The 25,562-nt window shown below is 43.6% G+C and carries 16 protein-coding genes; 6 read left to right on the top strand and 10 right to left on the bottom strand.

Annotated features, from left to right (window positions below; genetic code table 11):
- Positions 1–137 precede the first annotated feature (137 nt).
- Positions 138–2,384: a glycoside hydrolase family 3 C-terminal domain-containing protein gene (locus tag BHV72_RS18335; protein WP_286857361.1), complete on the top strand. Its 2,247-nt coding sequence runs from the start codon at positions 138–140 to the stop codon at positions 2,382–2,384.
- Positions 2,385–2,711: 327 nt separating this feature from the next.
- On the opposite strand, the gene BHV72_RS18330 is transcribed toward BHV72_RS18335, so the two are convergent.
- The 4 genes from BHV72_RS18330 to dapB all read right to left on the bottom strand — a co-directional run bounded on the left by BHV72_RS18330 (position 2,712) and on the right by dapB (position 6,640).
- Entirely contained in the window at positions 2,712–3,350 is a 639-nt protein-coding gene (locus BHV72_RS18330) for a WbqC family protein (RefSeq protein WP_005676923.1), read from the bottom strand.
- Between the two features lie 61 nt (positions 3,351–3,411).
- On the bottom strand, positions 3,412–4,350 hold the full coding sequence (lepB, locus tag BHV72_RS18325) for a signal peptidase I (protein WP_286857356.1): 939 nt from the start codon (positions 4,348–4,350) through the stop codon (positions 3,412–3,414).
- A gap of 16 nt (positions 4,351–4,366) precedes the next feature.
- The gene (lepB, locus tag BHV72_RS18320; protein WP_286857354.1) at positions 4,367–5,851 is read right to left on the bottom strand and encodes a signal peptidase I; all 1,485 of its coding nucleotides are present in this window, start codon (positions 5,849–5,851) and stop codon (positions 4,367–4,369) included.
- A gap of 24 nt (positions 5,852–5,875) precedes the next feature.
- A complete protein-coding gene (dapB, locus tag BHV72_RS18315; protein ID WP_005676927.1) occupies positions 5,876–6,640 on the bottom strand; it encodes a 4-hydroxy-tetrahydrodipicolinate reductase in 765 nt (254 codons plus the stop codon).
- 83 nt (positions 6,641–6,723) lie between these two features.
- Here dapB and BHV72_RS18310 point away from each other — a divergent pair, with 83 nt between their 5' ends.
- A complete protein-coding gene (locus BHV72_RS18310) occupies positions 6,724–8,007 on the top strand; it encodes a DUF2851 family protein (RefSeq protein WP_055256115.1) in 1,284 nt (427 codons plus the stop codon).
- Positions 8,008–8,014: 7 nt separating this feature from the next.
- Here the strand turns inward: BHV72_RS18310 and BHV72_RS18305 are convergent, their stop codons facing one another.
- Positions 8,015–10,636 carry a TlpA family protein disulfide reductase gene (locus BHV72_RS18305; RefSeq protein WP_286857351.1) on the bottom strand — a complete coding sequence of 874 codons (2,622 nt, stop codon included), beginning with the start codon at positions 10,634–10,636 and terminating at the stop codon, positions 8,015–8,017.
- A 210-nt stretch (positions 10,637–10,846) separates the two neighbouring features.
- Between BHV72_RS18305 and BHV72_RS18300 the strand changes: the two genes are divergently transcribed.
- Entirely contained in the window at positions 10,847–11,404 is a 558-nt protein-coding gene (locus tag BHV72_RS18300; protein ID WP_005676932.1) for a hypothetical protein, read from the top strand.
- A gap of 17 nt (positions 11,405–11,421) precedes the next feature.
- Here BHV72_RS18300 and BHV72_RS18295 read toward each other — a convergent pair whose 3' ends face one another.
- The 5 genes from BHV72_RS18295 to BHV72_RS18275 are packed head-to-tail and all read right to left on the bottom strand — an operon-like array spanning position 11,422 to position 19,773.
- Positions 11,422–11,937: a DUF1573 domain-containing protein gene (locus BHV72_RS18295; protein ID WP_122295055.1), complete on the bottom strand. Its 516-nt coding sequence runs from the start codon at positions 11,935–11,937 to the stop codon at positions 11,422–11,424.
- Between the two features lie 16 nt (positions 11,938–11,953).
- Entirely contained in the window at positions 11,954–14,134 is a 2,181-nt protein-coding gene (locus BHV72_RS18290; protein WP_286857347.1) for a DUF4838 domain-containing protein, read from the bottom strand.
- Complete coding sequence (locus BHV72_RS18285; RefSeq protein ID WP_286857344.1) at positions 14,109–17,075, bottom strand: hypothetical protein; 2,967 nt, start codon at positions 17,073–17,075, stop codon at positions 14,109–14,111. Before BHV72_RS18285 ends, BHV72_RS18290 begins: the two co-directional genes overlap by 26 nt.
- Positions 17,076–17,122: 47 nt before the next feature.
- The gene (locus tag BHV72_RS18280; protein ID WP_022043154.1) at positions 17,123–18,595 is read right to left on the bottom strand and encodes a glycosyltransferase family 2 protein; all 1,473 of its coding nucleotides are present in this window, start codon (positions 18,593–18,595) and stop codon (positions 17,123–17,125) included.
- Between the two features lie 5 nt (positions 18,596–18,600).
- Positions 18,601–19,773, bottom strand: a complete 1,173-nt coding sequence (locus tag BHV72_RS18275; RefSeq protein WP_022043153.1) for a HEAT repeat domain-containing protein — start codon at positions 19,771–19,773, stop codon at positions 18,601–18,603.
- Positions 19,774–20,099: 326 nt separating this feature from the next.
- Here BHV72_RS18275 and BHV72_RS18270 point away from each other — a divergent pair, with 326 nt between their 5' ends.
- The 3 genes from BHV72_RS18270 to BHV72_RS18260 all read left to right on the top strand — a co-directional run bounded on the left by BHV72_RS18270 (position 20,100) and on the right by BHV72_RS18260 (position 25,405).
- A complete protein-coding gene (locus BHV72_RS18270; protein WP_286857374.1) occupies positions 20,100–21,479 on the top strand; it encodes an LruC domain-containing protein in 1,380 nt (459 codons plus the stop codon).
- Positions 21,480–21,595: 116 nt separating this feature from the next.
- Positions 21,596–22,288 carry a DUF6250 domain-containing protein gene (locus BHV72_RS18265; protein ID WP_286857339.1) on the top strand — a complete coding sequence of 231 codons (693 nt, stop codon included), beginning with the start codon at positions 21,596–21,598 and terminating at the stop codon, positions 22,286–22,288.
- 42 nt (positions 22,289–22,330) lie between these two features.
- Positions 22,331–25,405 (top strand): chondroitinase family polysaccharide lyase, encoded by a 3,075-nt coding sequence (locus BHV72_RS18260; RefSeq protein WP_286857337.1) that lies wholly within the window; start codon positions 22,331–22,333, stop codon positions 25,403–25,405.
- The last annotated feature ends 157 nt before the right edge of the window (positions 25,406–25,562 follow it).

The following is a 25,562-nucleotide window of genomic DNA, read 5'->3' as shown; positions in this document are numbered from 1 at the left end:
AATGGAGAGGACATAAATGTATCATGGAAAGGACGATTTCTCCTCTTATGGAGTTAAGGGCATTCTATCTTTGCGGTCATTGATAGGATTAAAAATAATATAGCCTAATTGTGTGGCCTTTAATGTAAGTAACAAACATGAAATTCAAATTAACTTTATTGAGCTTGTTCATGGCGGCTGCATTGCCTGCTTTGGCACAGACACCAGTATATCTGGATACAAATAAGTCTGTTGAAGAACGGGTGAAAGATGCATTAACTCGCATGACGCTTGAAGAAAAGGTGGCGATGATTCACGCTCAGTCCAAATTCAGTTCTCCCGGAGTACCCCGTCTAGGTATTCCTGAAGTATGGACAACAGATGGTCCTCATGGTATCCGTCCCGAGGTTTTGTGGGATAAATGGAATCAGGCCGGGTGGACAAACGATTCCTGTATCGCTTTTCCTGCATTGACTTGTCTTTCGGCTACATGGAATCCCGAAATGTCGTATCTTTATGGAAAGAGTATTGGTGAGGAAGCGCGTTACCGCAAAAAAGACATTCTTTTGGGTCCCGGGGTAAATATCTGTCGTACTCCTTTAAACGGACGTAACTTTGAATATATGGGGGAGGACCCGTATTTATCCTCTATAATGGTAGTCCCTTATATTAAGGGGGTACAGGAGAACGGAGTGGCAGCCTGCGTAAAACACTACGCTCTGAATAATCAGGAATTTAAACGCCATACTACCAATGTACATTTGACTGACCGTGCCCTTTATGAAATATATCTCCCGGCTTTCAAAGCGGCTGTTCAAGAAGGGGGAGCGTGGGCAATTATGGGTGCCTATAACCTTTATCAAGGTGAACATGCCTGTCATAACAAACGCTTGCTCAAAGACATTCTCCGTGATGAATGGGGATTTAATGGGGTAGTGGTATCCGATTGGGGAGGTGTACATAATACCGGTCAGGCTATTTATAATGGTTTGGATATGGAATTTGGTTCTTGGACAAACGGTCTTTCTACCGGAACCCGCAATGCTTATGATAACTATTACCAGGCCTATCCTTATCTGAAGTTGATAAAGGAAGGTAAAGCCGGGACGAAAGAGCTGGATGCGAAAGTCAGTAACATTCTTCGTCTGATTTTCCGTACTTCCATGAACTCTAATAAACCGTTCGGCTCATTAGGGTCTCCCGAACACGGACAAGCCGCGCGCAGAATTGGTGAAGAAGGCATTGTACTTTTACAGAATAAGAATAATGTATTACCGGTCGACTTGGATAAAGTGAAAAAGATAGCTGTCATCGGTGAAAATGCCATTAAGATGATGACAGTAGGAGGTGGTAGTTCTTCTTTGAAGACAAAATATGAGGTATCTCCATTGGCAGGTTTAAAAAAACGTATTGGTTTACAGGCTGAAATAGTGTATGCCCGTGGGTATGTAGGTGATCCTACCAGTGAATATAGTGGCGTGAAAACCGGGCAGAACCTGAAGGATGACCGTTCGGCGGATGAACTGCTTGCTGAGGCTCTAAAAGTGGCTAAGGATGCGGATTATGTTATCTTCTTCGGTGGATTGAACAAGAGTAATCACCAGGATTGTGAGGATTCGGACCGCTCTGCTTTAGGTTTGCCGTATGCGCAGGATAGAGTAATTAGTGACCTGGCAAAAGTAAATAAAAACCTGATATTTGTTAATATCTCCGGTAATGCGGTTGCTATGCCTTGGGTAAACGAAGTGCCCGCCATTGTTCAAGGTTGGTACTTGGGTTCGGAAGCCGGAACGGCTCTTGCTTCGGTATTGGTAGGAGACGTCAATCCTTCGGGGAAATTACCTTTCACTTTTCCGGTAAGGTTGGAAGATGTAGGTGCTCATAAACTGGGTGAATATCCGGGGAATAAGGAAGAACTGGCAAAGTCCAAACATAGCGGGGATACCATTAATACAACCTATCATGAAGATATCTTTGTTGGGTACCGTTGGGCGGATAAAGAGAATATCAAACCGTTGTTCCCATTCGGCCACGGACTAAGCTACACGACTTTTGCTTATAGCAAACCTTCCGCAGATAAAAAAACAATGACCGCCGATGATACGATTTCGTTCACTGTCAATGTGAAGAATACAGGAACCCGCGAGGGTCAGGAAGTCGTTCAACTTTATATCAGTGATAAGAAGTTCTCTCTGCCCCGTCCGGTGAAAGAATTGAAAGCTTTTCAAAAGGTGCGACTGGCTCCGGGTGAAGAAAAAGCGGTAACGCTGACGATTGATAAAAAAGCATTGAGCTTCTTTGATGATGCAAAACACGAATGGGTAGCCGAACCGGGTAGGTTTGAGGCCATTATCGGAAGCTCGTCAAGAGATATAAAGGGAATTGTCCCTTTTGAATTAAAATAGGTGTTTGATTGGTAAGAATGGATTGTTGGGAGGATGTCTGTTATGGCAATTTGCAATATGCTAATTGTTAATGTTTTGCCAGGTGTGAATTCTTTAATTATCAGGTATTAACGTCCCTTTTTCAGGGCATTAATACCTGAGTTATCGGATCTATATACCCAAGGCGCTGGATCTATATATCCACCACACTGGAGCTATATGCCCACCACATTGGATCTATATGTCCAATAAACGTTGTGAGACAGTGTTATACGATGTGGAGGAGGTGAAGGATGATTTCTCTTCTATATTTTGTGTTTTGTTTTACAGTGGCTGGACAGAATATGATTAATGTTTGCTTAGTATTAGCAAACTTTCAGGCCCCATATTAAAAAGTAGGTCTATAATACTTAAATTAGGCAGGAAGCCTAGTTTGGATTCAAAAACCTGGTAATAAGGCTGCGGAACGAACGCTGTATCGGCCGTCCGGAAGTCCTTTTTGGGATGAATGATTTCACGAAAGTCGGCTTCGTCGGCGGTAAACTCCATTTTATATTCGGCGGTACGTTCTATAACCGGATGAATATCTATCAGTTCGCAGACCAGTCGGCAGAGTTCTTCGTTGAAATCGAACAGAAACTCGTATTTCTTTTCGTAGAAGGGACGGAAATCGTCTTTGTAGTATTCGAAGAAAGGAGTATTGTTATAGGCCGACTCAATAGCGTTCCAATGCAGGTGTCTCCAGTTGCCGTGGTCGGAAATCCGGATATCTTTCATTGGGCATTTCGGTGTATCGGGCTTTACGGTGGGGATAGAGAGAGCCAGTTCGCCGTCCGGTCCGGTAATTGTGCATCGGTTACGGTAGGTTTGCTTCATATAGTGGTCGTGCTGTTCTATAAAAATCTTGTCGTATGCCAATAGTTTGGTGTAGTACTCGACAGGAGCGAGGTAGGCTGAAGATAAATAAGCTGTTTTCATTTCTTTCATTTTATACGTTTTGAGAGTCGTTTATGTTACTGTTCGGGGGATTGTCGTGCTGCCCGGAAGATCATTTCACCGTCCGGAAAAAACGATTCCAACGGTAGCCGTCAAACACTCCGGTGTCTTTTTCTTTGGAGAACCAGACAAGAGAGGCTTTGCCGATCAGATGGTCTTGCGGAACGAATCCGAACAAGCGCGAATCAGTCAGGTTAATGGTGTTGTTGGCTCCCACCCAATAATAATCTTTGGTGAAATAACAGTGTTGTGTTGGTTTGCCGTCCACATAAAGAGTGTCATTCTTGATTTCCGCCTGTTTACCTTCGTGCATCACGAGGGTGTTTCGCAGTAGTGTAATATTCCAAGGATGTACCCGGACGAACTTCCCTTTACCGGGGACGATAAGCGGTCGCAGCTCGGTGTCTTTCTTCCCCGCCAAAGGCTGAATCCAGTTATTCCCGTTTATGGCTTGTTCCAACAGGTAATATTCATAACGGTTGAAACTGCGTACATGGGTACTGTCACTGCTACCCATTAAACCGTCATCGTCAATGGAAAGGGTGTGCATGAGTGAAGTTATCAGATTCTCTTTGTCTACGGGATAAGCATAAAGCCGCTTCTTGTCCGGATTGAATTGTACCTCGGGAGAAATCACAGAAAAAAGGGAATCGATAAATAGAGTATCACCCGGAACACCGATACAACGGCCGATGTAGATCTCGCGGCGGTCGATAACCGGTTGCCGGATTCCGGCAGGATTGTTAAACACAACAATATCTTGTTCTCGTACCGGACGTTCGCGCCAACGGTGATAGGAGAATATCGACATGAAAGGAACCCGCAGGCCGTAACTCCATTTATTCACCAGAATACGTTCGCCTTGGAAAATAGAGTTTTCCATGCCGGTGGAAGGGATAAAACAAGACGTAAAAGCAAATCCCCGGAGCAGAAGCACAATGACTATTGCTCCGGCAAATACTAGTATCCATTTGAATTTACGAATGTTCACTTAATAGCTTCCTTTTTTAATCCACCCACTTAAAGAGGCGGTTCCAACGGATTTTTCCGTCAAACCAGCCACGGTCTTTATCGAGCGACAGCCATACAACGATCGGTTTGCCCACAACGTGGTCTTCGGGTACAAAGCCCCAATAACGGGAGTCGGCAGAATTATGGCGGTTGTCACCCATCATCCAGTAGTAATCCATTTTGAAGGTATATTCATTGGTCTTTTCACCGTTGATATAGATACCGTCCGACTTCACTTCCAGCTTGTTGCCTTCGTATGCCACGATGCAACGTTCGTAGATAGGCAGGTTGTCCGAAGTCAGCGTAATGGTAGCTCCCTTGGCCGGAATCCAGATTGGGCCGTAGTTGTTGCGGTCCCACTTGGTGTAAAGATTCAGCGGATACATTTGTCCGGCATAGGCTTCCGGTTCCATGATTATTTTGCTGATTAGCTTCTTGTTGCCCAGAAGAGTGTCATACATCTTTTTAGTCAGCGGGAGATGATATACAGGATTCAGTTTTCCTTGCGCATTCCGGCTGTCGAGCCCCATTTCCAGTAGTCCGATTTCATAACCGGAGTCTTCCATTAGTGTCCTGTCGGCATTGCTGATTCCCAGTTCGCGGAACATTTCTTCCGGGATATATGGACCGGTTGTTTGCACGAAATAGTTGAATTGCAGATTCTCCGGATTCTGGATTGCCTTACCGTCAATCATGACTTGTCCGTCTACGATCTGGAGCGTGTCACCCGGCAGTCCTACACAGCGTTTTACATAATTCTCGCGGCGGTCTACCGGACGCCAGAGCACTTCTCCGTAGGTTCGCGGGTTATTTAGGATCTGTTTGCGTCCTGCGGCGTAATATAAGTCATACACGGCACGCTGTTGTTCGCGTGTCAGGCTATCCATATCTATCTGTTTGGAATATATGCGTTGGCCTTCGCCGTATGCCAATGTATAAAAGTCTGTCGTCTGTTGGTAATTGACGGCTACCGTATCTCCTGCAGGGAAGTTGAACACTACGATGTCATTCAATTTCACATTGCCGAATCCCGGCACTCTTTTATATTTCCATTGTGGCCATTCGATATATGATTTAGTACCTACAATTGGTAATGTATGTTGCGCCAGCGGCATAGAAAGCGGTGTGTTCGGCACGCGGGGGCCGTAACTCATTTTGCTGACATATAGAAAGTCGCCTACCAGCAATGATTTCTCTAGAGAAGAAGAAGGAATCTGGTAGTTTTGGAAGATATAGATATTGACAAAGTAAACGGCTACCAATGCAAAGATAATAGCATCTACCCAGCTCATGACACTCCGAACTGCCGGATTCTTTGACCTTTTCCAGAACGACCAGGGTATTTTCTTTGTGATATAGATATCGAAAATGAAAGGTATGACGATTAATCCCCACCAGCTTCGCACCCAGATGAGGAAAACAAGATAGAGAAGAATAGCAATAGCACATTTAATCCATTGTGCACGTGTGGCTTGTCTCATAGTGGTATATTTATATTAGAACCTTTATTCGTTTAAGAACGGAAATAAGTTTTTCATTCCCAGGAAACCTTCGTGATGCGCGGTGTATTCGGCGGCCAATATAGCTCCGAGTACGAAACCGCCCCGGTTCTTGGCATCGTGAGTGATTGAAATGCTGTCAATATCAGACTCATAACGAACAGTATGAATACCGAAAACTTCACCTTCGCGGATAGAACTGATCGGAAGTTCGTCCGGAGCGCAGTCTGTTGTTCCGCTGATTGTTCCGTCTGGTGCCGTAAATGTCCCTTCCACCCATTTATCCTTACGGTCTATATTCTCTAGAATACCTTCTGCCAGCGTAATGGCAGTTCCGCTGGGAGCGTCGAGTTTGTGGATATGGTGTGTTTCGCTCATGGTGACGTCATACGCGGGGAATTGATTCATTATCTTGGCCAAATACTTGTTTACAGCAGAGAAAATGGCTACTCCCAAGCTGAAGTTGGACGACCAGAACAGCGTTTTTCCGCCTTCCGTACAGAGCTTCTTGATTTCTTCGCCATGTTCGGACATCCATCCGGTACTGCCTGATACGAGTTTGACTCCGGCTTTAAAGGCTTTCATATAGTTGCTGTAAGCCACTGTCGGATTTGTAAATTCTATGGCAACATCAGCCGATTTGAATGCTTCCGACTCGAAGTCTTCCTGGTTATTGATATCAATAATGCAGACAATTTCGTGTCCGCGACTCAGGGCAACCTTTTCTAACTCTTTGCCCATTTTTCCGTAACCGATCAATGCTATTTTCATTGTTTTCTGACTTATATTCAAAATAATAGTCGCAAAGATAAGATTTTTATTACATTTGCAGTGTACATTAACGTCTTGTTAACATGGAACACCTTCTCCACTACGTGTGGAAACATAAATTATTCTCCCTTGAAATCCTGCAAACCACCAAAGGCTTACCGGTAGAGGTTATTGATCCCGGTCTCCGGAATCCGAATTCCGGTCCTGATTTCTTCAATGCCAAATTAAAGATAAACAATACTTTATGGGTAGGAAACGTGGAAATCCATACCCGTTCTTCGGATTGGTTCCGTCACGGGCACGATGGTGATAAAGTCTATGACTCGGTGATCCTGCATATAGTGGGTGAAGCGGACGGAGAAGTGACCCGTACCAACGGGGAAGTCATTCCGCAAATGATAGTGAGCTGTCCCGAACGGATAAAAATGCATTATTATGAACTTTGCGTGTCCGACTGTTATCCGGCTTGTTATCCGATCCTCCGTTCTTTACCGAAGCTTACGGTTCATTCGTGGTTGTCTGCCTTGCAAACGGAACGGCTGGAACAAAAGGCGAAACTGATAGGAGCACGTCTCGAACATTGTAACAATAACTGGGAAGATGTTTTCTTCATCACTCTTGCCCGTAATTATGGTTTTGGCTTGAACGGTGATGCTTTTGAGGCATGGGCGGAGCTGCTTCCGTTTCGTGCGTTGGACAAGCACCGGAACGATCTGTTTCAGATAGAAGCTCTTTTCTATGGTATGGCGGGACTGTTTGAAGATACATTTCTGAAAGAAGAACAAAAGGATGAATACTGCCTGCGTCTTAGCAAAGAATTTCATTATTTGCAACGGAAGTTTGAGATATTTCGGGTAATGGACGCTACTCTCTGGCGTTTTCTCCGGCTTCGCCCGGATAATTTTCCTCATATCCGGCTGGCACAACTGGCTTATCTTTATCAGAAAGGGGACAAGTTGTTTTCCCGTTTATTGGAGGCGAAGACATTGGCGGAAGTGAGAATTTTGCTCTCCACCCGTACTTCTGTTTATTGGGAGAATCATTATATATTCGGTCGTACTTCTCCACAAAGGGAAAAATTGTTAGGAGAACAGTCGAAAGACCTGATTATCATCAATACCGTTGTCCCTTTCTTGTATACGTATGGTTTGCACAAGGCCGATGAAGGAATGTGCGAACGTGCCGGACGCTTTCTGGAAAAACTGAAAGCGGAGAATAACCATATTATTCGCTCCTGGAGCGACGCCGGACTACCGGTAGCTTCTGCTGCGGATAGTCAGGCGCTGATACAGTTGCAAAAAGAATATTGTGATAAACGTAAATGTTTGTATTGTCGTTTCGGATATGAATATTTGCGGAAGAAGTAAGTTCCTCTTACTTCTCCAGTTCCTTATAGACTGCATTTAGAAGTTGGTTTTCCATTGTAGGTCTGGGAGCTTTGCGGTTTACAATGTTTCCTTCCTTATCTATTAACATATAGGTAGGGAAGGAATGGACTCCAAGATATTTTTCAATGGCAGACTGTTGCTTGTCGGGCAAATTGTAATGGACTGAACTTTTGCTTGTCAGACCGTACTCTTTGATAATGTTTTTCCATGACTTGTCTGTCGAATGATTGCAAAGGTAAAGGAACACGACTTCTTTTCCTGCAAATAGATTCTTAATGTTTCCCGCATATTGCATCATATCCTTGCACGGACCGCACCAAGTCCCCCAAATATCCAGATAAATCACTTTCCCTTTGTATGGCTCAATGATTTTGCGGAATAACTGTTCGCCGTCCGTTATTCCTTCCAGAGGGGCATTCGGCATCAGGCTTTCCGGATGCTCGATGGTTTTATGTGATACTTTATCATATTTCTGTTGCTGGACCAAAACATAAGATTGCAAAGAAGGATTCGTAACTTCCTTTTTAAATTTACTGATAAGGCTGTCGGGCAATTCTTTATGGGTATATTGAAGCATTTCATAATAGCACTTTGTTTTTAGAATCTCTCTCAGGTCCTTATCCATTTGAAGGGAGTCGATAATTGCCATGCTGTTGTTGATTGCATTAACGTACATCTGTCCTGTCATATATTCATTGAGAAGACCGTCTCTGGCAATGAGTTGCTCTATTATTTCTATCTGGGGTTTGATGACAGTTTCCTGTTCCTTGGTGTAAGCCTTAATGGTTGCTGAATCGGCTTTGGCAGTCTGCAACTTTTCAATTTCTTCTTGATATTTGCTGAAACTGCGTAGTGCGTTCTTTTCTTCTTCGGATAGCCGGACTTTACCTTCGGCTTCAAAGGCAAAGTAAAGTCTCTCCATATTTTGAGGTGTTAAGGTTAGGCTGTTGGATGATGGAGTTGTGTCGTCGATATAACCAATGTAATCTCTCATGAATGAATTATACCCTCTGAGAAGAGTATAAGGATGTACTGGATGTGGGTAAAAAGCAGAATCTATATAGTTCATGAATTCGTCTTCCAAATGTTCCTGTTTGTTACGGTCTACTGAGAAACGTCGTTGCATCAGGGTAGATGCCGCATCGTATCGTAGTTCCTGTTCGGTGTAGTAGCGGTATTTGTCAGAAAGTAACGGATGTTCTTGGAGTGTTTTCTTCCGGAACTCCAGTTGGCGATGAAGCCTTTCCTGTGTCTTGTGCAGACACTCCAGATTACTTCTTTTTTGTTCTTCATTATAATCGAGTGATTCCCTCAGTCCTTCATGGGAGAGAAGTTCGTTGAGTACACGTGCTTTCTTTCCCATGAATAACTTTTGTTGTTGGGCATAATCTACGTATAAGAAATAAGTTTCTCCGGGTTCTACCGCCGACCAGATGGTCGTACGTCCCCAGTCGATAAAGACATTATGACTGTTCAGTACGGGAAATCGCAGGGTAAACCGTCCTAGCGAGTCGATGTCAGTCTGGTATTTTTTTTCTTTGCCTGTAATCATGTCAGGTATGCTAACGTCGAAAGGGCGTGAAGAAGGAGGATTGCGCAGGTATCCGGTGAGGGTGACGCTGTCTGTCCGGTACCCGTTGTCGATGAACGGTGTAGTATCGGTTAACGGGTAGTCCGGTAGATGTTTGCCGTTACAGAGGATATATTTTTGTGGATTATCTTTTCCGAATGCAATGTTGCAAGAAGCTCTGTTCTTATGTTTCAGAGATAGAGTCAGGCGGGTTGTATTGTTTTTTAGTTTGACGACGGTTTCATCCTTTTTAATTTGTATGGATTCGTAGTCCCAGAACCGGCATTGGTATACGGCGAAGTTTTCAAAGAAACCAATAGTCCATTCGCCGGTTGCCTGATTCACCCAACATCCGGTGATGGTATATACTTCAGGGCGGGAAGTTGCGATGGGAAATACTGTCTTATTCTGTAATTCGGCTGCAACCTTCATTGAGTTGGGAAAAGGAAAGCTAAGGTAAAGCAGTTTGTACCGTTCTCCGTTTTTGGCGAGCAGACGATACTCTTTATTAAGGAAATGTCCGGCAGATACGATATCCCATGTTTTTCCGTCATATATAAATTTACCATCGCGTGTAAATTCGTATATAACATTGCCGGACAATCCTTCCACCCATTTCTTGTAAATGATGTCAGGCAGTGTAGTGGGAGTGAGCATTTCCGTGTGGTCGGGAATTTGCTTGCGGACACAGTGTTTAGGTTCTTTCCAGCCTTGATAGAAGATGATAGCACTATCTTCGCTGATAGGGGTGAAACGGAAATCCATTTTATTTCCATTTTGGTTCCGCAGGTGGAAGAGATAGCTTCCATCGGTTTTCTTTTCCATTTGTTCGACCTGAAAAACGGTATAGAGAGCTTCTACAAAATTCTCTCCAATGAGAGGCCCGTTCCAGTCGGATACGTTCTCTGTTTTGTATTGCCAATAACCCCGCAAAGATTCGGGTATTGTCTGGTAACTGTCGGATTGGGCGAATGTGATAACTCGTGTACAGCATAGTAATAAAAAGACGAAAAGACGGAATGGATGAATGTGTGTCATAAGTATGTCTGATTTAAAGTGATACTAGTTACAGTAAATACCCCCTAAAGATAGTCATCCCCACATCTAATATATGTAATTTATAGTTGTTTAACGGTAATTTTTCTATTTCGCGGCTCTCGTGTATGAAGATGTTGAACTTGTGATTATCTTTGTGCCTTGAATGATAGCATTTGTATTATGGGAATGAATCACTAATATTATATATTTATGAACGTGAAAAGGTTTGTATGTTGTCTGTTAGCCAGTGTGTTGCTGTTGGGAGTGTCTTTGATTTCTTGCGGTAATAGTTCCAGGGCCAAAGCGAAGAATGAGATAGCACAGTCCGGCGAGGATTTTAAATCATTCCTTGATAAGTTTACGTCCAGTGCAGCATTCCAATATACCCGTATCAAGTTTCCATTAAAGACACCGATTACTTTATTGGCCGATGACGGAGAAACTGAGAAAACGTTTCCGTTCACCAAAGAAAAATGGCCGTTGCTGGATAGTGAAACGATGAAGGAGGAACGCATTGAGCAGGAAGAAGGTGGTATTTATGTTTCTAAGTTCACTCTCAATGAGCCGGTTCATAAAGTGTTCGAAGCAGGTTATGAGGAATCAGAAATCGACTTGCGTGTCGAATTTGAACAGGCTGCCGATGGGAAATGGTATGTAGTGGACTGTTATACAGGCTGGTATGGATATGATTTGCCGATCGGGGAATTGAAGCAGACCATTCAGCAAGTAAAAGAGGAAAATGCAGCTTTCAAAGAGATACATCCTTGAAAAAGCTTACTACTCTCTTAAGGTTCTCCTACATAGTATCCTAGTTCTGACTCTTTTCCATCTACCATTTCTCTGACGATACCATTCTTGGTGTTAAAGTCTTGGTAGAGTTCTTCGTAGTCGCGCGTGTAATCAGCGTCAGGAACTATATTCACATCAAATTTCAGTTCTGCTTTTCCGTGTGGAAGCATATTCCCGAAAATACGGATGCGGTGGACAACTTCACCTACGTTCTTAATACTGTTGTAGGTGGCTTTGAATTGTCGGATGCCGTCTTCCGGTATAATGATGTGCGAACTTTTGTCGAGTATGATGCATCCGCAGGAAGGTTGTATCTCTGAAATGATTAATGGAGCGTCTCCTGTGTTGGTTATAGTAAACATGAGTTCAAGTTGTTGACCTTGCTTGATAGGATAATAGTGCCTGATCGAATCCTTGATGGTCATACTTGTAGGACGCACTTCCTTTTTACACCCTGTAAAGTAGAAAGGGAATGCGATTAATAAAATAATATAGGATATAGACTTATTCATAGTTGCTAATTTATTTTTATAATGCTACATTTATATCAGCCTTTAGTGGGATGAATGCTATTTCATCTATGCCAATTTGTGCTCCGGGCTTTTTCGAGCACGTAATTCTTATACTTAATTGCTCTGTTCCGTTCAAATCTGCCGGGATACTTGTTTTAACCATTTCTCCTTTTTCGGCAGGGGGCCCCGGTTCCAGGTCAATTTTCTTATAAATTATTCCGTCTTTCAACAGTTCAATTTGTTGCGGAGTATAGAAACGATGCCTGGGAAGGTTAAGGAAGCTGATATAAATCGTTCCGGATGTATTTATTCCTTTCACGGGGAGGTTAATTGTGCATTCTTCTTCCGGAATGATTACCCAGCCGCAATGATAGTTTCCGGGTAAGCCGTGAGTGCCGTCGGTCAGCTTCTTTATATGGCTCTTGTATGCTTGCGGGATAACTGAAGGAGTAACCCCTAAAAACAGATTCTTTTTTAGGTCGGAAGCAAATATGTATTCTTCCCATTCCTTTATATAATTACCGATTTCATCGGAAGATTCATTGTAATATTCCATTCCGGTGAATGCTTTGTGCTCTTTGAGCTGGGTGAGCCATTCCTGTACTTGGGGAATAGGTTGAAGACTTTTTCCGTTTCGTTTTGCATATCCGTAAGCATCGAAACTATGTTCACGTCCCATTTCCATACGTGTATAAGAGAGAGCTGTCTGGAGTTCATGGAGCTTTTTACGTTCCTTTCCTTTGGCATTGGATACAAAATCGTTCATTTCATCATAGAACTTGATAAATTTCTCCGGAGTAAGATATGCTTTTTCCGATTCCCGTATGCCGGCATAAATGCCTAACCGTTTCCCGGACTGTGTGCCGTTTTCTAAATCGGTATAGTAGTCATACAACCACTTCTTTGCTGCCGGATATTCCTGATTAAAGAAACTTGCGGTTAAGTTGTCAACAGAAAGCTCCGGATTAATAAGAAGCGCCGATAACACAAATGTCCTCATTTCATCGAATGAGGAATAACTGTATCCGCTTCCGTTAAAGAATATACTACTCGCTCCATGTTGCTTGAAGAATTGGAGCCTCTGCCGGGCTATCTTCAATATAGGCATGGGAGTAAGGTAATCATCAAAATTATTGATATAGTCCCATATATAGATGTTCTTCGTTACATTTTTCCATTGTTCCAGTTGTCCGGCAAATGCCTTTTCTTTTGCATCTTTACCGTCTATCCGGCGGAGAGGGAAGTTTATGGCGCTGACAATTACTCCTGCATTGGGAGGCAATTGTTTGTCTGTGACCTGCTGCGTAGTCAGATAAGAAGTTGTAAAGAAGAAATGCCTGGGAAATCGTTGGGATAAACGGAGGATTAGCTCTGTGACGGCAGGCGTCGCATTCTTTTCAGTGTTTCCGATAGCTGTGCACGAAGGGCACGTGCAAGCGTACGGAGTATCATCCGGGGCAATCACAAAACGAAACTTTCCCTTTTCACCGAAATTATCGGTAATATAACTTTCAATGAGCCGGAACATTTCGCCGGAAGAAAAACAGAGCTGCGAATCATTCGCCTTTCCGTTTATGGTGGCGTATACTTTCTCTGTATTGGCTCCTAATACTTTCCGTAGGTTATGCCCCCATATTCCCCAACTGTTGTCGAAGTCGTCCAGCCCGATCACTCCTGTGTTGTCGGGGTTCAGGCCGGCGGGAGAATAGATACTCTGATAGTCGAAAGCAAAAGAGCCGCAGGTATCTTTTAAATGGATAATGGCTGGCGGAAGGTCGGAACCGTCTATTCGGGGATCTTCCTTGCTGATTTTCTTTATCAGTTGGTATTGAAGCCATAACATTTGTTTGTTGTCCGAGGCTGTTAATCGTATGTCGGAACCTTTGCAGGCTATTTTAAATCCGTTTTGCAACGTAGGGTCTATTTGTATGATGATGCGCCACATCTCTTTCTCAGATATTCCGAAAGCGACCATTTCATCGTCGTTAGCACGCTTCTTAAGGTGCTCGTACAGGTATTTGGCCCACCGTGTATCTTTATCGGTCGGGTCTTCGCCGATAGTGACGAGATAACCTTCCTTGGAGGGAAACATATCTGTGCGCGCCTGCATACGGCAGCCGGATATAAGGTAGCAAATGCATATCATTCCTGCCAATAGGGGACAAAACCCATTAGAATGAAATGTAAATTTGTGCATAGATGTTATATAAGTTTTTATAGCGTGTCGATACGGTTTCTATCCGGTCGAACTGAGTAGTTCCTTTCACGGTATTGGTCTGGTTATAATAGGTGTTCCATGTACCCATTAAGCCTATGGTGATGTTTGGACTAACCATATATTGCCCTCCCAGGCCCACCATGGTATTGGTGTGTGAGAATGAACCGGGTAACGCATAGTCCAGTACGGCCGTTTCCGGTGCTGATCCGATACTTGCCATGGCGTTGATATTCGTCTTGCCGTCACCGGCAGGGAAATATTTGGCACCGATTTGTGCGTTGTAATAGAAGTTTGAGTTGAAGAAATGCATATCCAGCTTCGTGTTGAGGCGGACGATCTCAATTGTCTTCGCCAGCTCTGCGCCGACGGTGAACAGATTGGTCTTTGACTCGTCCCAACCGGTGAATATGAAACCGTTTTCGCCGTTACTGCCTGTAAAGAACTCATCATTCCATTCATAACGTTTGTTGTAGGCAGCCACACGTCTGTATCCTATATGTGCTCCCAATTCCCAATCATTCTTCATGTAATGCCGTACAGCAACATCGGCAGTGATGTCCGGGAAATATTTCGTAGCAAGGGCGGCATTCACTGTAGTGCTCCACTTCGGTGAGAAATGATGTGTCCATTCGCCTTGTACTTGGATACCAACCCCTCCCGGTGTCTGTTCTTCAGCTTCCATGCTGTCGCTTGCCGAACCGCTTCGTCCGGCATAGTTGAAGCGTCCGGTATAGGTATTCTTTTGCGTCTTGCGGGTATATTCGGCTGTGGCGACGGATGTGATGATATCTTCTTCCCCGTAACGGGCACGCAGATAAGTCAGGGCTATCTCATTCTTGAGCATCATGCTTCTAAGGCCCGATAAGTGCCGTTGAAAAGAGCGATATTCCATGATTGAAGGTTCATAGAACTTCTGATAATAATAGGCTGAGTCAGCTTGTCTGTTCGCTTCGTATACTACTCCTTTGGTGTATTTTAAAGATTTGTTCTGGCTGTCATAAAGCAGGGCCGTATCGAGCACAGCAAGGGCTTGTTTCGGATCTTTCGCTTTCGTCAATTGCAAGGCGCGGTATTCGCTGCTTTGTGAGAATGCGCCGATAATCTCTTTGTTGCTCGGATACTTGTTGAGTATCGGTTTCAGGAATTCGAGTGAGGCTTCATATCTCTTGCTGCGTTCCAGCACGGTAGCCCTCTTGGCCTGATAGAACGGTTCTTCCGGATAATAATTGATTCCTTGCTCCGTATATTTCTCGAATTCATCGAACTTTCCAAGTAAACCGGATGAATTGATGGCATACCGTAATCCGAGGTCACTTGAAGGATTCAGGTTCACTAATTTGACCGCTTCTTCGTAAGCCTTTCGTGTGGCTCCCGCTTCCATGCACTTCTTGATATAAGGCACTGCCAGTTCCTCGTAACCGATGACATAGAAGATACGCATATCCTCATCACTCTGCTCGATAGCAGACTGGTATAGTTGCAGTGCTTCTTCGGTTTTGTCCATTTTATCGAGAATAAACGCTCTTTTCAGTGTTCCGTTCTCATAGTCCGGGAAGTGGAGTGTGATCGTATCCAGTGTAGCGAGTGCCTCGTTGTAACGCTTCATGTTGATGTAACAACTCAATGTCTTTTCCCATGCGGCACCGTTCACTTCATTGTCGATATGCTTTTGGGAAACGAACAGTACGTGAGGCAATGCTTCCGAATATAACCCCAGTTCCATTAACTTCTCGGCTTTCTTCATGTGCTGTGCACTCATGGCCAGCGTGATATCGTAATCGTCGGGATACATCTCATACATCTTCTTCAAAGTAGAATAGGCGAGATCATCCTCGTTCATTTGCCGGTAAAGCATATACTCCTTGTACATGATTCCCTTGTCCGTGTTGCCATATTGCTTCTTGGCTTCCCTGATATAGAAAAGCGCATCATCGGTATATCCTCTGGTGACGGAAGTATTGAGCAGATAGTCTAATGCTTCTTTGTTCTTGTTGCCGCCTTCGTAGGCCATGCCATATAGTACATAAGGGTCGCGTTGCTTTTCTGCCCGCGCCGCTTCCATTAGCAAGTCGTTGTACATACGCCGTATAGCCGGACTGTCGTATTTCCTCATTTGCTCGCGTATAAAGACTAGTGTTTCCGGATAACGCGCTAATTCAGCGAGGATACTGGCCCTTTTGGTAATCAGAGCGTGACTTCCGGGGATTGCCGCCAACCCATTGGAAGACCAGCCTAAAGCGGCTTCCCGGTTACCTTCCTGCAGGTGCAGATTAATAATGTCCAGGTAATATTCTTCATTTTGCGGAGATACTTTAATCAGTTCGGTCAGCTTTTCGATCGCTTCCTTTCGGTTGCCGTCTTTTTTCATTTGTTGGTAACCTACTTCCATACTGTAAATATAATCCTTTCGCAGAATGGTGTCATTCGGATAAATTTGGTTGATACGTTTCAGCAGGCGGTCGGCTTCGACGTTATTGTTTTGTTTACGGTACAGTTCGATCTTCCTGCGCCACAGGCCTCTCCAATATGGGTTTACTTCCAGAAGTTCGTTAACGTAACAGATAGCGCTGGAATAGTTCTCAGTAATATCTTCTACATCCACCAGCAGATGCTTGGCATTGACATTGTTGTAATTATCCTCAATTGCCTTGACAAGATGATAGCGTGACTCGTCATAGTTCTTTTCGTGAAACCAGTATTTACCCATGAGCCATTCCAGATCGGAGACACCGGGATATTTCTGAAGTCCTTCGTCCAGCAATGCTTTCCCCGCATCCCATTCTTCATTCGCAAAATGCTCTTGTACAATCTGGGCATATTGCTCCGGTGTCTGGAATCCTTTGTCGCTACCTACTGATGAGGTAATCAGCAAAAGCAGACAGCCTAATAGGGTGATTTTATGGAGAAACTCTCTGTTCATTATATTTTGCTTTAATAATATATCTTGTCTTTATTATTCTTTCTAAATTAAACAGTTGCCGGTTCGGGCGTAACGGGGCTGTTAGTATCATCCGCCTTTTCTCTTTTCTTATTGAATCCTGTCCGTTCCATTTTCTTCCATTTGAAGTCTCTGTTGGTCAGATAACTTAGATATCCTCTCAATGAGCAGAAAGTGATGATCGGATGATAGAAAATAGGTTCCAATATGGAGGCGATGATAATCCATAGATACTCATATCCTCTTTTATAAAGCATTCCGACGTAATAGTCGTAAGTGATAACGACAATGGACAAGAACTGGCAGAACGTGTAGATTGTCAGATAGATCATCCAGGCCGTGTTCCAGTTGACGGCTCCCGTGAAGGCCAGGTAGAGGAATACGATAAAACCTGTAAGCTCGATGATGGGGGCCAGAAACTCGAAGATGAACATATAAGGCAATGTCAACATACCCATTTGTTTATATGTCTTTTTAAAGATCATCTTGTGGTGGATACTGAGCGTTTGGAACAGTCCGCGTGCCCAGCGGGTACGTTGGCGATAGAGCATAGCCAGGTTAGAAGGTCCTTCCGTCCAGCAGCAAGTGTCGGGAATTTGTACAATCTTGTAAGGGCGGGAGAAGTCACACATATATCCTACCATACGTGTAATCAAATCCATGTCTTCTGCAAAAGAAGTACTGTCATATCCTCCGGCGGCAATGGCCACGTCACGGTCAAAAAGTCCGAATCCACCGGAAACATTCGGCATTCCGTTGATAGCCGACCAGCCCATTTTTCCAATCAGGTAAGAACGCATATATTCCAGATTCTGGAAAAGCGGGATCGGGGTATGGGGAGTTCTGACCACAACGATCTGGCCGTCTTTTACCTCACATCCATTGGCCATGAGCATTGTACCGCTGACGGCGATAACCTGTTTATCGGAGGAGATAATGGGAGAGATACAACGGTAAAGAGCATACTTTTCCAATATACAGTCCACATCCGTACAGATAAAGTAAGGATAGGAAGAGGCGTTGATACCTGCATTGGAAGCATCCGCTTTGGTTCCTCCATTTTCTTTGTCAACAACGATAAGGCGGCTATATTGAGGATTGGTTGATTTTAAAAGTCTTTTGAAAGGCTTGGTTTTGATTCGTTCGATATAAGCATAGGGTACTTCCACCAATTCATAGTACTCTATCATTTTCTGCAACGTACTGTCCGTACTTCCGTCATTCACGATAATTACTTCAAATAGCGGATACTCCAGTGCAAGCATGGAACTTACATTGTCGATAATGGTTTTCTCTTCGTTGAAGGCGGGAGCAATTACCGAGATTCCGGGTGTATAAGGAGATTCTTTGATGGTCTTCCGGACATAGCTTTCTACGTAATAATCCTTTCTCCGTTTCAGTGAAATAAAGGAGAGGAAGGCAAACATCACAAAGAATATTGCCAGCATACTCGTATAAAAGAATACGAAATAATTGAAGAATGTAAATAATATATCTCTCATATTCTTTAGCTTAACTGATTGATTAATGGATGCTTGGTATGAGCGAATAGTATCGCTGTATGCGAATCTGCTTTTCTCTCCAATTGATCGAATGTTTTCCGTCCCATGGCGCTATATGCATAGAGGGCTTTGAGGATAGCTCGTTTCGTTCCCCAGTTATCAGCTTCATCGTATGCATTGTAAAGAAATCCCAAGGCTTTGTCGGTCTTTAGGTCTGAGATAGCTTCGATTATATTTCGTTTGACCTCTTCTGGTTGTACATGATACATTTCTATCAGTTTAGGTTCAATTTCTTTGTATTTTAATTTGCCCAGTGTTTTAATGGCTTCTCCACGGATATCTGTGGAACGTGCATTAATCTGTTTGGCTAAGATAGGGGCGCTTTCGGTTTCATTATATAGCCTGATTTCATTAATAAAGAATATCTTAACATTCTCCTCAGCTGACGTGTTCACCCATTTGATGAAACTTGGGGTATTATATCCCACTTTCTTACGGTGCTCCAGAATAGCGTGCAACTCCATCATGTCCCATTGTCTCAACTTCATGGCAATATCTTCGTCGAAGAAACGGAACGGGTTTCCCTGGCTTAACCACATATAAGTATATCGTGCAGAGTTCCTCAACTCTAATTCGCGGTGATAGAGGAAACGTACCAATACAGCCTCGGAAGCGTATCCGTTGATAGACTGAATCAGTTTCAATGCTTGAATCTTTGATCTTTTGGAACCGAATTGAAGTTCACGTTCCAGGAAGCGGGTTATCTGGAATACGGTTTGTATGGTTTGGTAATTGAGTTCATTAATTTCATCTTCATGGACACTCTTGATTTCTGTCAGCAGTTGGGTGATGATACGCAGTTCGTTAGGTCTGGGCCGTTTTCTCGTATCATATTTCAATCTGTCGGCTATTTCTTCTTCCGGCAGTGCATTCGGGTCTAGCGAGATGGCTTTCATTTCTTCATAGTACTTATCGAAAGCCTTATTATATTTCTTCTTTTCTTTCCTTCTCTTGAATATGCCGTATGTGATATGAAATAACAAGAAGAGGTACATAATGATACAGAACATTACAGCGATTGAGCATATTCTTATAATTAAAGGATAGCCAATAAACTTATAATATATCCAATAGAAATAATATTCTATATAATCTATACCGTACAATACTTGATCCATTTCCCCTCAAGATATTTAGTTGAAAACTTGTATATTTCAAACAAATACGTTATGTTTGTTGTATTGAATGTTCTGTTACTCGCAAAGATAACAAATAAGTTGTATATATTATCCATCGTCCGTGAATAGGCACTAAGGAGTATATTTCGAGACTTCCGGATAATCTTCGGTGAAAAGGCAAGAAAAAGTTAGTGAGATGAGCAAAAAGACTATAAAGCGTTAAATATATTTTTGATAAGTTAACTAATGGGGCCTGATTTACGCTTGCGAAAGCTATGGTTTCGTGGGAAACAAAAACAAACAATAATTTAAAAACTGGAATAATGATGAAGATTAAAAAGTTAATTTATGTCCTTGTGGGGACATTAGTCGTGGCTTCTTCTTGCTCCGACACAGAGTTTGGGAATGGAAAAGAAGGGACGGGGACAGAACCGGCAGCAAGTTCTCCTTTGGTTAAAGTGTATGCTGATGAAAAGGGAGAGCACCTGCTCGCAGGCAATATACTTGTAAAAGAGGGGGCTCCGCGTACAATTACCTTGAATGTCCCTATTCATACTGAAAAGGTATATATGGAGTACAACACAGTATCGGGCGCAGTGAAAAAGACTGCTTTTACTTTATCTCCTGCTACTCGTAGTGAAACTTATCCGACCGGTGAATTTGCTTATGAGACTAGCCGTATAGCAGCGGTTAAGCTTTCGCTTCCGGAAGATGCGGTGAAACCGACAGACGAGACGGATGCAGGCTATCTTTTCTATCACAGTACGGGTGTCGCTATGTTTGAAGACGGCTGGCCTAAACAATCGACCTGGTATGACAAGGATTTCAACGATGTTGTTTTTGAATATGACATAAAGGTAACTGAATGTCAGGACGAAGAACAAATGGCAAAGCAAGGTAGTAAAGAAGAGTTGCTGCTTACTTTGGATGTCCGCGCCGTAGGAGGAACATACCCGACCAGATTGGGCGTTATATTAGAAAACCTGGATAACAAGTATATTGACCGGATTACTGCAAAACTGGTGTTGAAAGGTGGTCAGGGAACAATGAGAGACTTGGGGAACGGCGTAGAACTTTCTGCACAACCTAGTGTGTCAGTTAGTGCTTCAGGTTGGAGATGGGACAGTGATGTAGCAACTGTAAGCCGATTTGCTAAATTGGATGTAGATACAAAACCGACTGAAGGAACGGTTATCACATTGGACGGCCTGAGTAGTTTAAAAGATAACAATGACGATTTGTTCCAGACAACGCCGGGAAAAGTACGTGAAGGATTGCCTATGTTGCGTGCAGAGGTTCGATTGATCGGTAAGGATAATTTGGAAGGAGCGGATAGGACTGCTCAGCTTAAAGTGTTCAGAGATCTTATCCTGGATACTCAGAGACAGAACTTCTTCATTTATACTCATGAGGGAAAAGAAATACACATGAGAGGATATCAGCCGACTTCTGCTTATAAAGAAAGTTATGCAAAAGATGCAGCGCTTGTAAGTGGCGATGAGGCTATCAATGAAAATATCCCCTATTGCAATAAGAACGGTTTTGTCTGGGGTATCAAAGTTCCTGCCGGCACAAGACATGCTGTTGAGCATAAAGCTTTCGAAGAAGCATACCCGAAGTTTAGCGAATGGGCAAAGAATAATGGTACACTCAACAAAGGCTGGTATTTGGAACCCGATGCTGAAAAAACGATAAGATACTGGTAATACAAATTCTCTGTCAATACATTATTTGAGATATTTTGTACAATTTGAACCCCTCTTTTTGAAAAAAGAGGGGTTTCTTTGTATCCGAAAAGAATGTCTTTAAACTAATGCCATTGATGATGAAACGATTCTCTACAAGCTGCTGTCTGATTACTTTTTTTCTTTTGAATAGTGTCATGCTGTATGCACAACATGAAAACACCTCTGTGCAACAGTGGAAGATTGAAGATGAATCCCGTGCCTTGCAGATGATAGAGCGTGCGGATACAGTAGAACTAATCGTGCCCGGTGGGCTAACGATGTGGTATCAGCAACGCCTGACGGGTGATTATGAGATAAACTATCGCATTTGTATGGTGATGAAAGGCGGGGAATATGACCGCCTGAGTGATTTAAACTGCTTTTGGGCTGCCAATGATCCTAAAAACCCTGATAATCTTTTTGCCCGTAGCGAGTGGCGTAATGGTGTCTTTAAAAACTATAATACATTAGATCTTTTTTACGTTGGATACGGGGGAAATGATAATTCCACCACCCGTTTCCGCCGGTATAACGGCAAGTACTACGGAGTAGCGGATAATAAAGTGAAACCATTACTTCGAGAATATACGGATACCCCGCATTTACTTGTTCCGAATCAATGGTATCAGATTAGTATTCGTGTACAAAAGGGAGTGACCACTTATTCCGTTAACGGTGAAGAACTGTTCCGTTATTCTATTACCGGCAGTGAGGGAGACGGGCATTTTGGTTTGCGCCTTTTACAGAATCATGTGTTGTTTACAGATTTCAAGGTGACGATATTTTAAAACCGAATTAATAGAAATAAATCTAACTAAGACCATAAATCCATGATGAAACAAGCTTTTACGAAATTAGGAGTATTCACTCTGCTATCTCTCTTATGTCCGGCATTTCTTTATGCGCAAGTCGTGACGGACGAGCGGATGTTCTCTTTTGAAGATCTGCAAGTACCGGAATGTATTTCCGCCACCCAGTCTCAATTATCTATCTCCGATACACATTATAAAGACGGAAAACATTCGATGGAATGGGCGTTTAATCCCGGTGCCGTATTGGAACTCAAGAAAGATCTGAAGTTTGAAAAGAAAGACCCTACGGGCAAGGACTTGTATCTTTCGGCATTTATCGTGTGGATATACAATGAAGAACCGCAGAAGGCAACCATTGAATTTGAATTTTTGAAAGACGGAAAGAAATGCACCTCCTTCCCTTTCGGAATCAACTTTAAAGGTTGGCGTGCCGCATGGGTTTGTTATGAGCGTGATATGCAAGGCACACCGGAAGAAGGTATGAATGAACTCCGTATTGTCGCCCCAAATGCAAAAGGACGCCTTTTCATCGATCATTTGATTACTGCAACGAAGGTTGATGCACGTCAGCAGACAGCCGATTTGCAAGTACCTTTTGTTAATCCCGAAACAAAAAATCACTGGCTGGTTATTTATAAGCACTCTCTTCTGAAGCCGGATATCGAATTGACTCCTGTCAGCGACAAGCAAAAAGAAGAAATGCAACTGTTGGAGAAACGTTTCCGCGACATGAATTATACAAAAGGCAAGCTCTCGGGCAAGGAAGTGGAGACTATCCGCAAGAAATATGATTTCTACCAGATTACTTACAAGAACGGGCAAGTATCGGGCGTACCTATTTATATGGTACGTGCTGCCGAGGCCTATGAACGGATTATTCCGAATTGGAATAAAGATATGCTGACTAAACTCGGCATAGAAATGCGTGCTTACTTTGATTTGATGCGGCGGATTGCCGTAGCCTATAATAATAGTGCTGCAAAGTCGGAAATCCGGGAAGAAATGAAGCAGAAGTTTCTGGCGATGTATGACCATATAACCGATCAGGGAGTGGCTTATGGTAGCTGTTGGGGGAATATTCACCATTACGGATATAGTGTTCGCGGGTTATACCTGGCTTATTTCCTGATGAAAGACGTACTTCGGGAAGCCGGAAAGTTGCCGGAAGCCGAACAGACATTGCGTTGGTATGCGATAACCAACGAGGTGTATCCCAAACCTGAGGGCAACGGAATTGATATGGATTCCTTTAACACGCAAACTACCGGTCGCATTGCAAGTATCCTGATGATGGAAGATACCCCGGAGAAGCTGCAATATCTGAAATCCTTCTCCCGTTGGATTGATTACGGTTGCCGTCCGGCTCCCGGATTGTTTGGGTCGTTCAAGAGCGATGGCGGTGTTTTTCATCACCGCAATCACTACCCGGCTTATGCTGTCGGCGGTTTGGACGGAGCAACAAATATGATCTACCTCTTTAATCATACAGAGTTTGCCGTATCCGAGTTGGCGCACGAAACAGTGAAAAATGCATTACTTGCCATGCGTTTCTATTGTAATAAGTTGAACTTCCCGTTGTCGATGTCCGGCCGTCATCCCGATGGAAAGGGGAAATTAGTCCCGATGCATTATGCAGTGATGGCTATGGCGGGAACTCCGGACGGAAAATCGGAGTTTGACAAGGAAATGGCGTCCGCTTACCTGCGTCTTGTTTCAGACACTTCCGCTGATGGGCAGGAACCGGAATATATGCCGAAAGTATCGAATGCACAGGAGCGGAAGATGGCAAAACGGCTTGTGGAGAAAGGATTCCGTGCCGAACCTGACCCACAGGGAAATCTGTCATTGGGCTATGGCTGTGCATCCGTTCAGCGTCGTGGCAACTGGTCGGCGGTGGCCCGCGGTCACTCCCGCTATCTTTGGGCGGCGGAACATTATTTGGGACATAACCTTTATGGCCGTTATCTGGCGCATGGCAGTTTACAGATTCTGACGGCTGCTCCGGGGCAAATGGTGACTCCCGCAACAAGCGGCTGGCAACAGGAAGGCTTCGATTGGAACCGTATCCCGGGTGTAACTTCCATACATCTTCCGTTGGAACAGTTGAAAGCTAAAGTCATGAATGTAGATACATTCTCCGGCATGGAAGAAATGCTTTACTCCGATGAAGCATTTGCCGGCGGATTGTCACAAAAGAGAGAAAACGGCAATTTTGGAATGAAACTGCATGAGCATGATAAATATAACGGTTCTCACCGGGCGCGAAAATCCTTCCATTTCATCGATGGAATGATTGTTTGCCTGGGCTCCGATATTGAAAATACCAATACCGCTTACCCGACGGAAACAACGATTTTCCAGTTGGCAGTAACGGATAAGGCGGGACATGATTATTGGAACGACTACCGTGGCGAAGGTAAGATATGGATCGATCATTTGAATACCGGTTATTATGTACCCGTTTCCGCCAGATTTGAGAAGAACTTCCCGCAGTATTCCCGTTTGCAGGATACGGGCAAAGAAACGAAAGGGGACTGGGTCTCATTGGTAGTCGATCATGGCAAAGCCCCCAAGAACGGCAGCTATGAATACGCTGTGTTGCCGCAGACAACTGAATCTGCCATGAAGGCCTTTGCCAAGAAACCGGGATATAAGGTTTTGAAGCAGGACCGTAATGCTCATATTGTGCAGTCGTTAACTGACAACTTATATTCTTATGTACTTTTTGAAACCCCACAAACGTTACTTCCCGGTGATTTGTTGCAGCGTGCGGATACTTCCTGTCTGGTGATGATTCGTAAAGAATCGTCCGACAAGTTGTTGCTTACCGTAGCTCAACCGGACTTGGCACTATATCGCGGACCGAGTGACGAAGCCTTTGATGAAGACGGAAAACGAGTGGAACGCAGCATTTATTCCCGTCCGTGGATTAATGACGAAAGTAAAGAGATTCCGGTGACGGTAACTGTGAAAGGATATTGGAAGATTAAGGAGACTCCTTTCTGTAAAGTGGTTTCAGCAGATAAAAAGCAGACTGTACTTTGCTTTACTTGTAAGGACGGAGCTAGTTTTGAAGTGGAGTTAAGGAGGTAAGAAGCGAATAAGCCGCTGCATATTTTATTCTTGTATTGACGGTTTTAGATGGTTCCACCTGCTTGAAACTACAGTTTCCCCATAGAGAAACTTTGGTTTCATCGGTAAGAAACCAATGGTTCCAAGCCTTTGAAAATTTAGTTTCAAGCTGATGAAA

The organism is Bacteroides sp. 43_46, from assembly GCF_001915455.1.
Classification (GTDB): domain Bacteria; phylum Bacteroidota; class Bacteroidia; order Bacteroidales; family Bacteroidaceae; genus Bacteroides; species Bacteroides caccae.
Note: the sequence above shows the minus strand (reverse complement) of the source record. Positions and strands in the feature narration are given on the sequence as shown.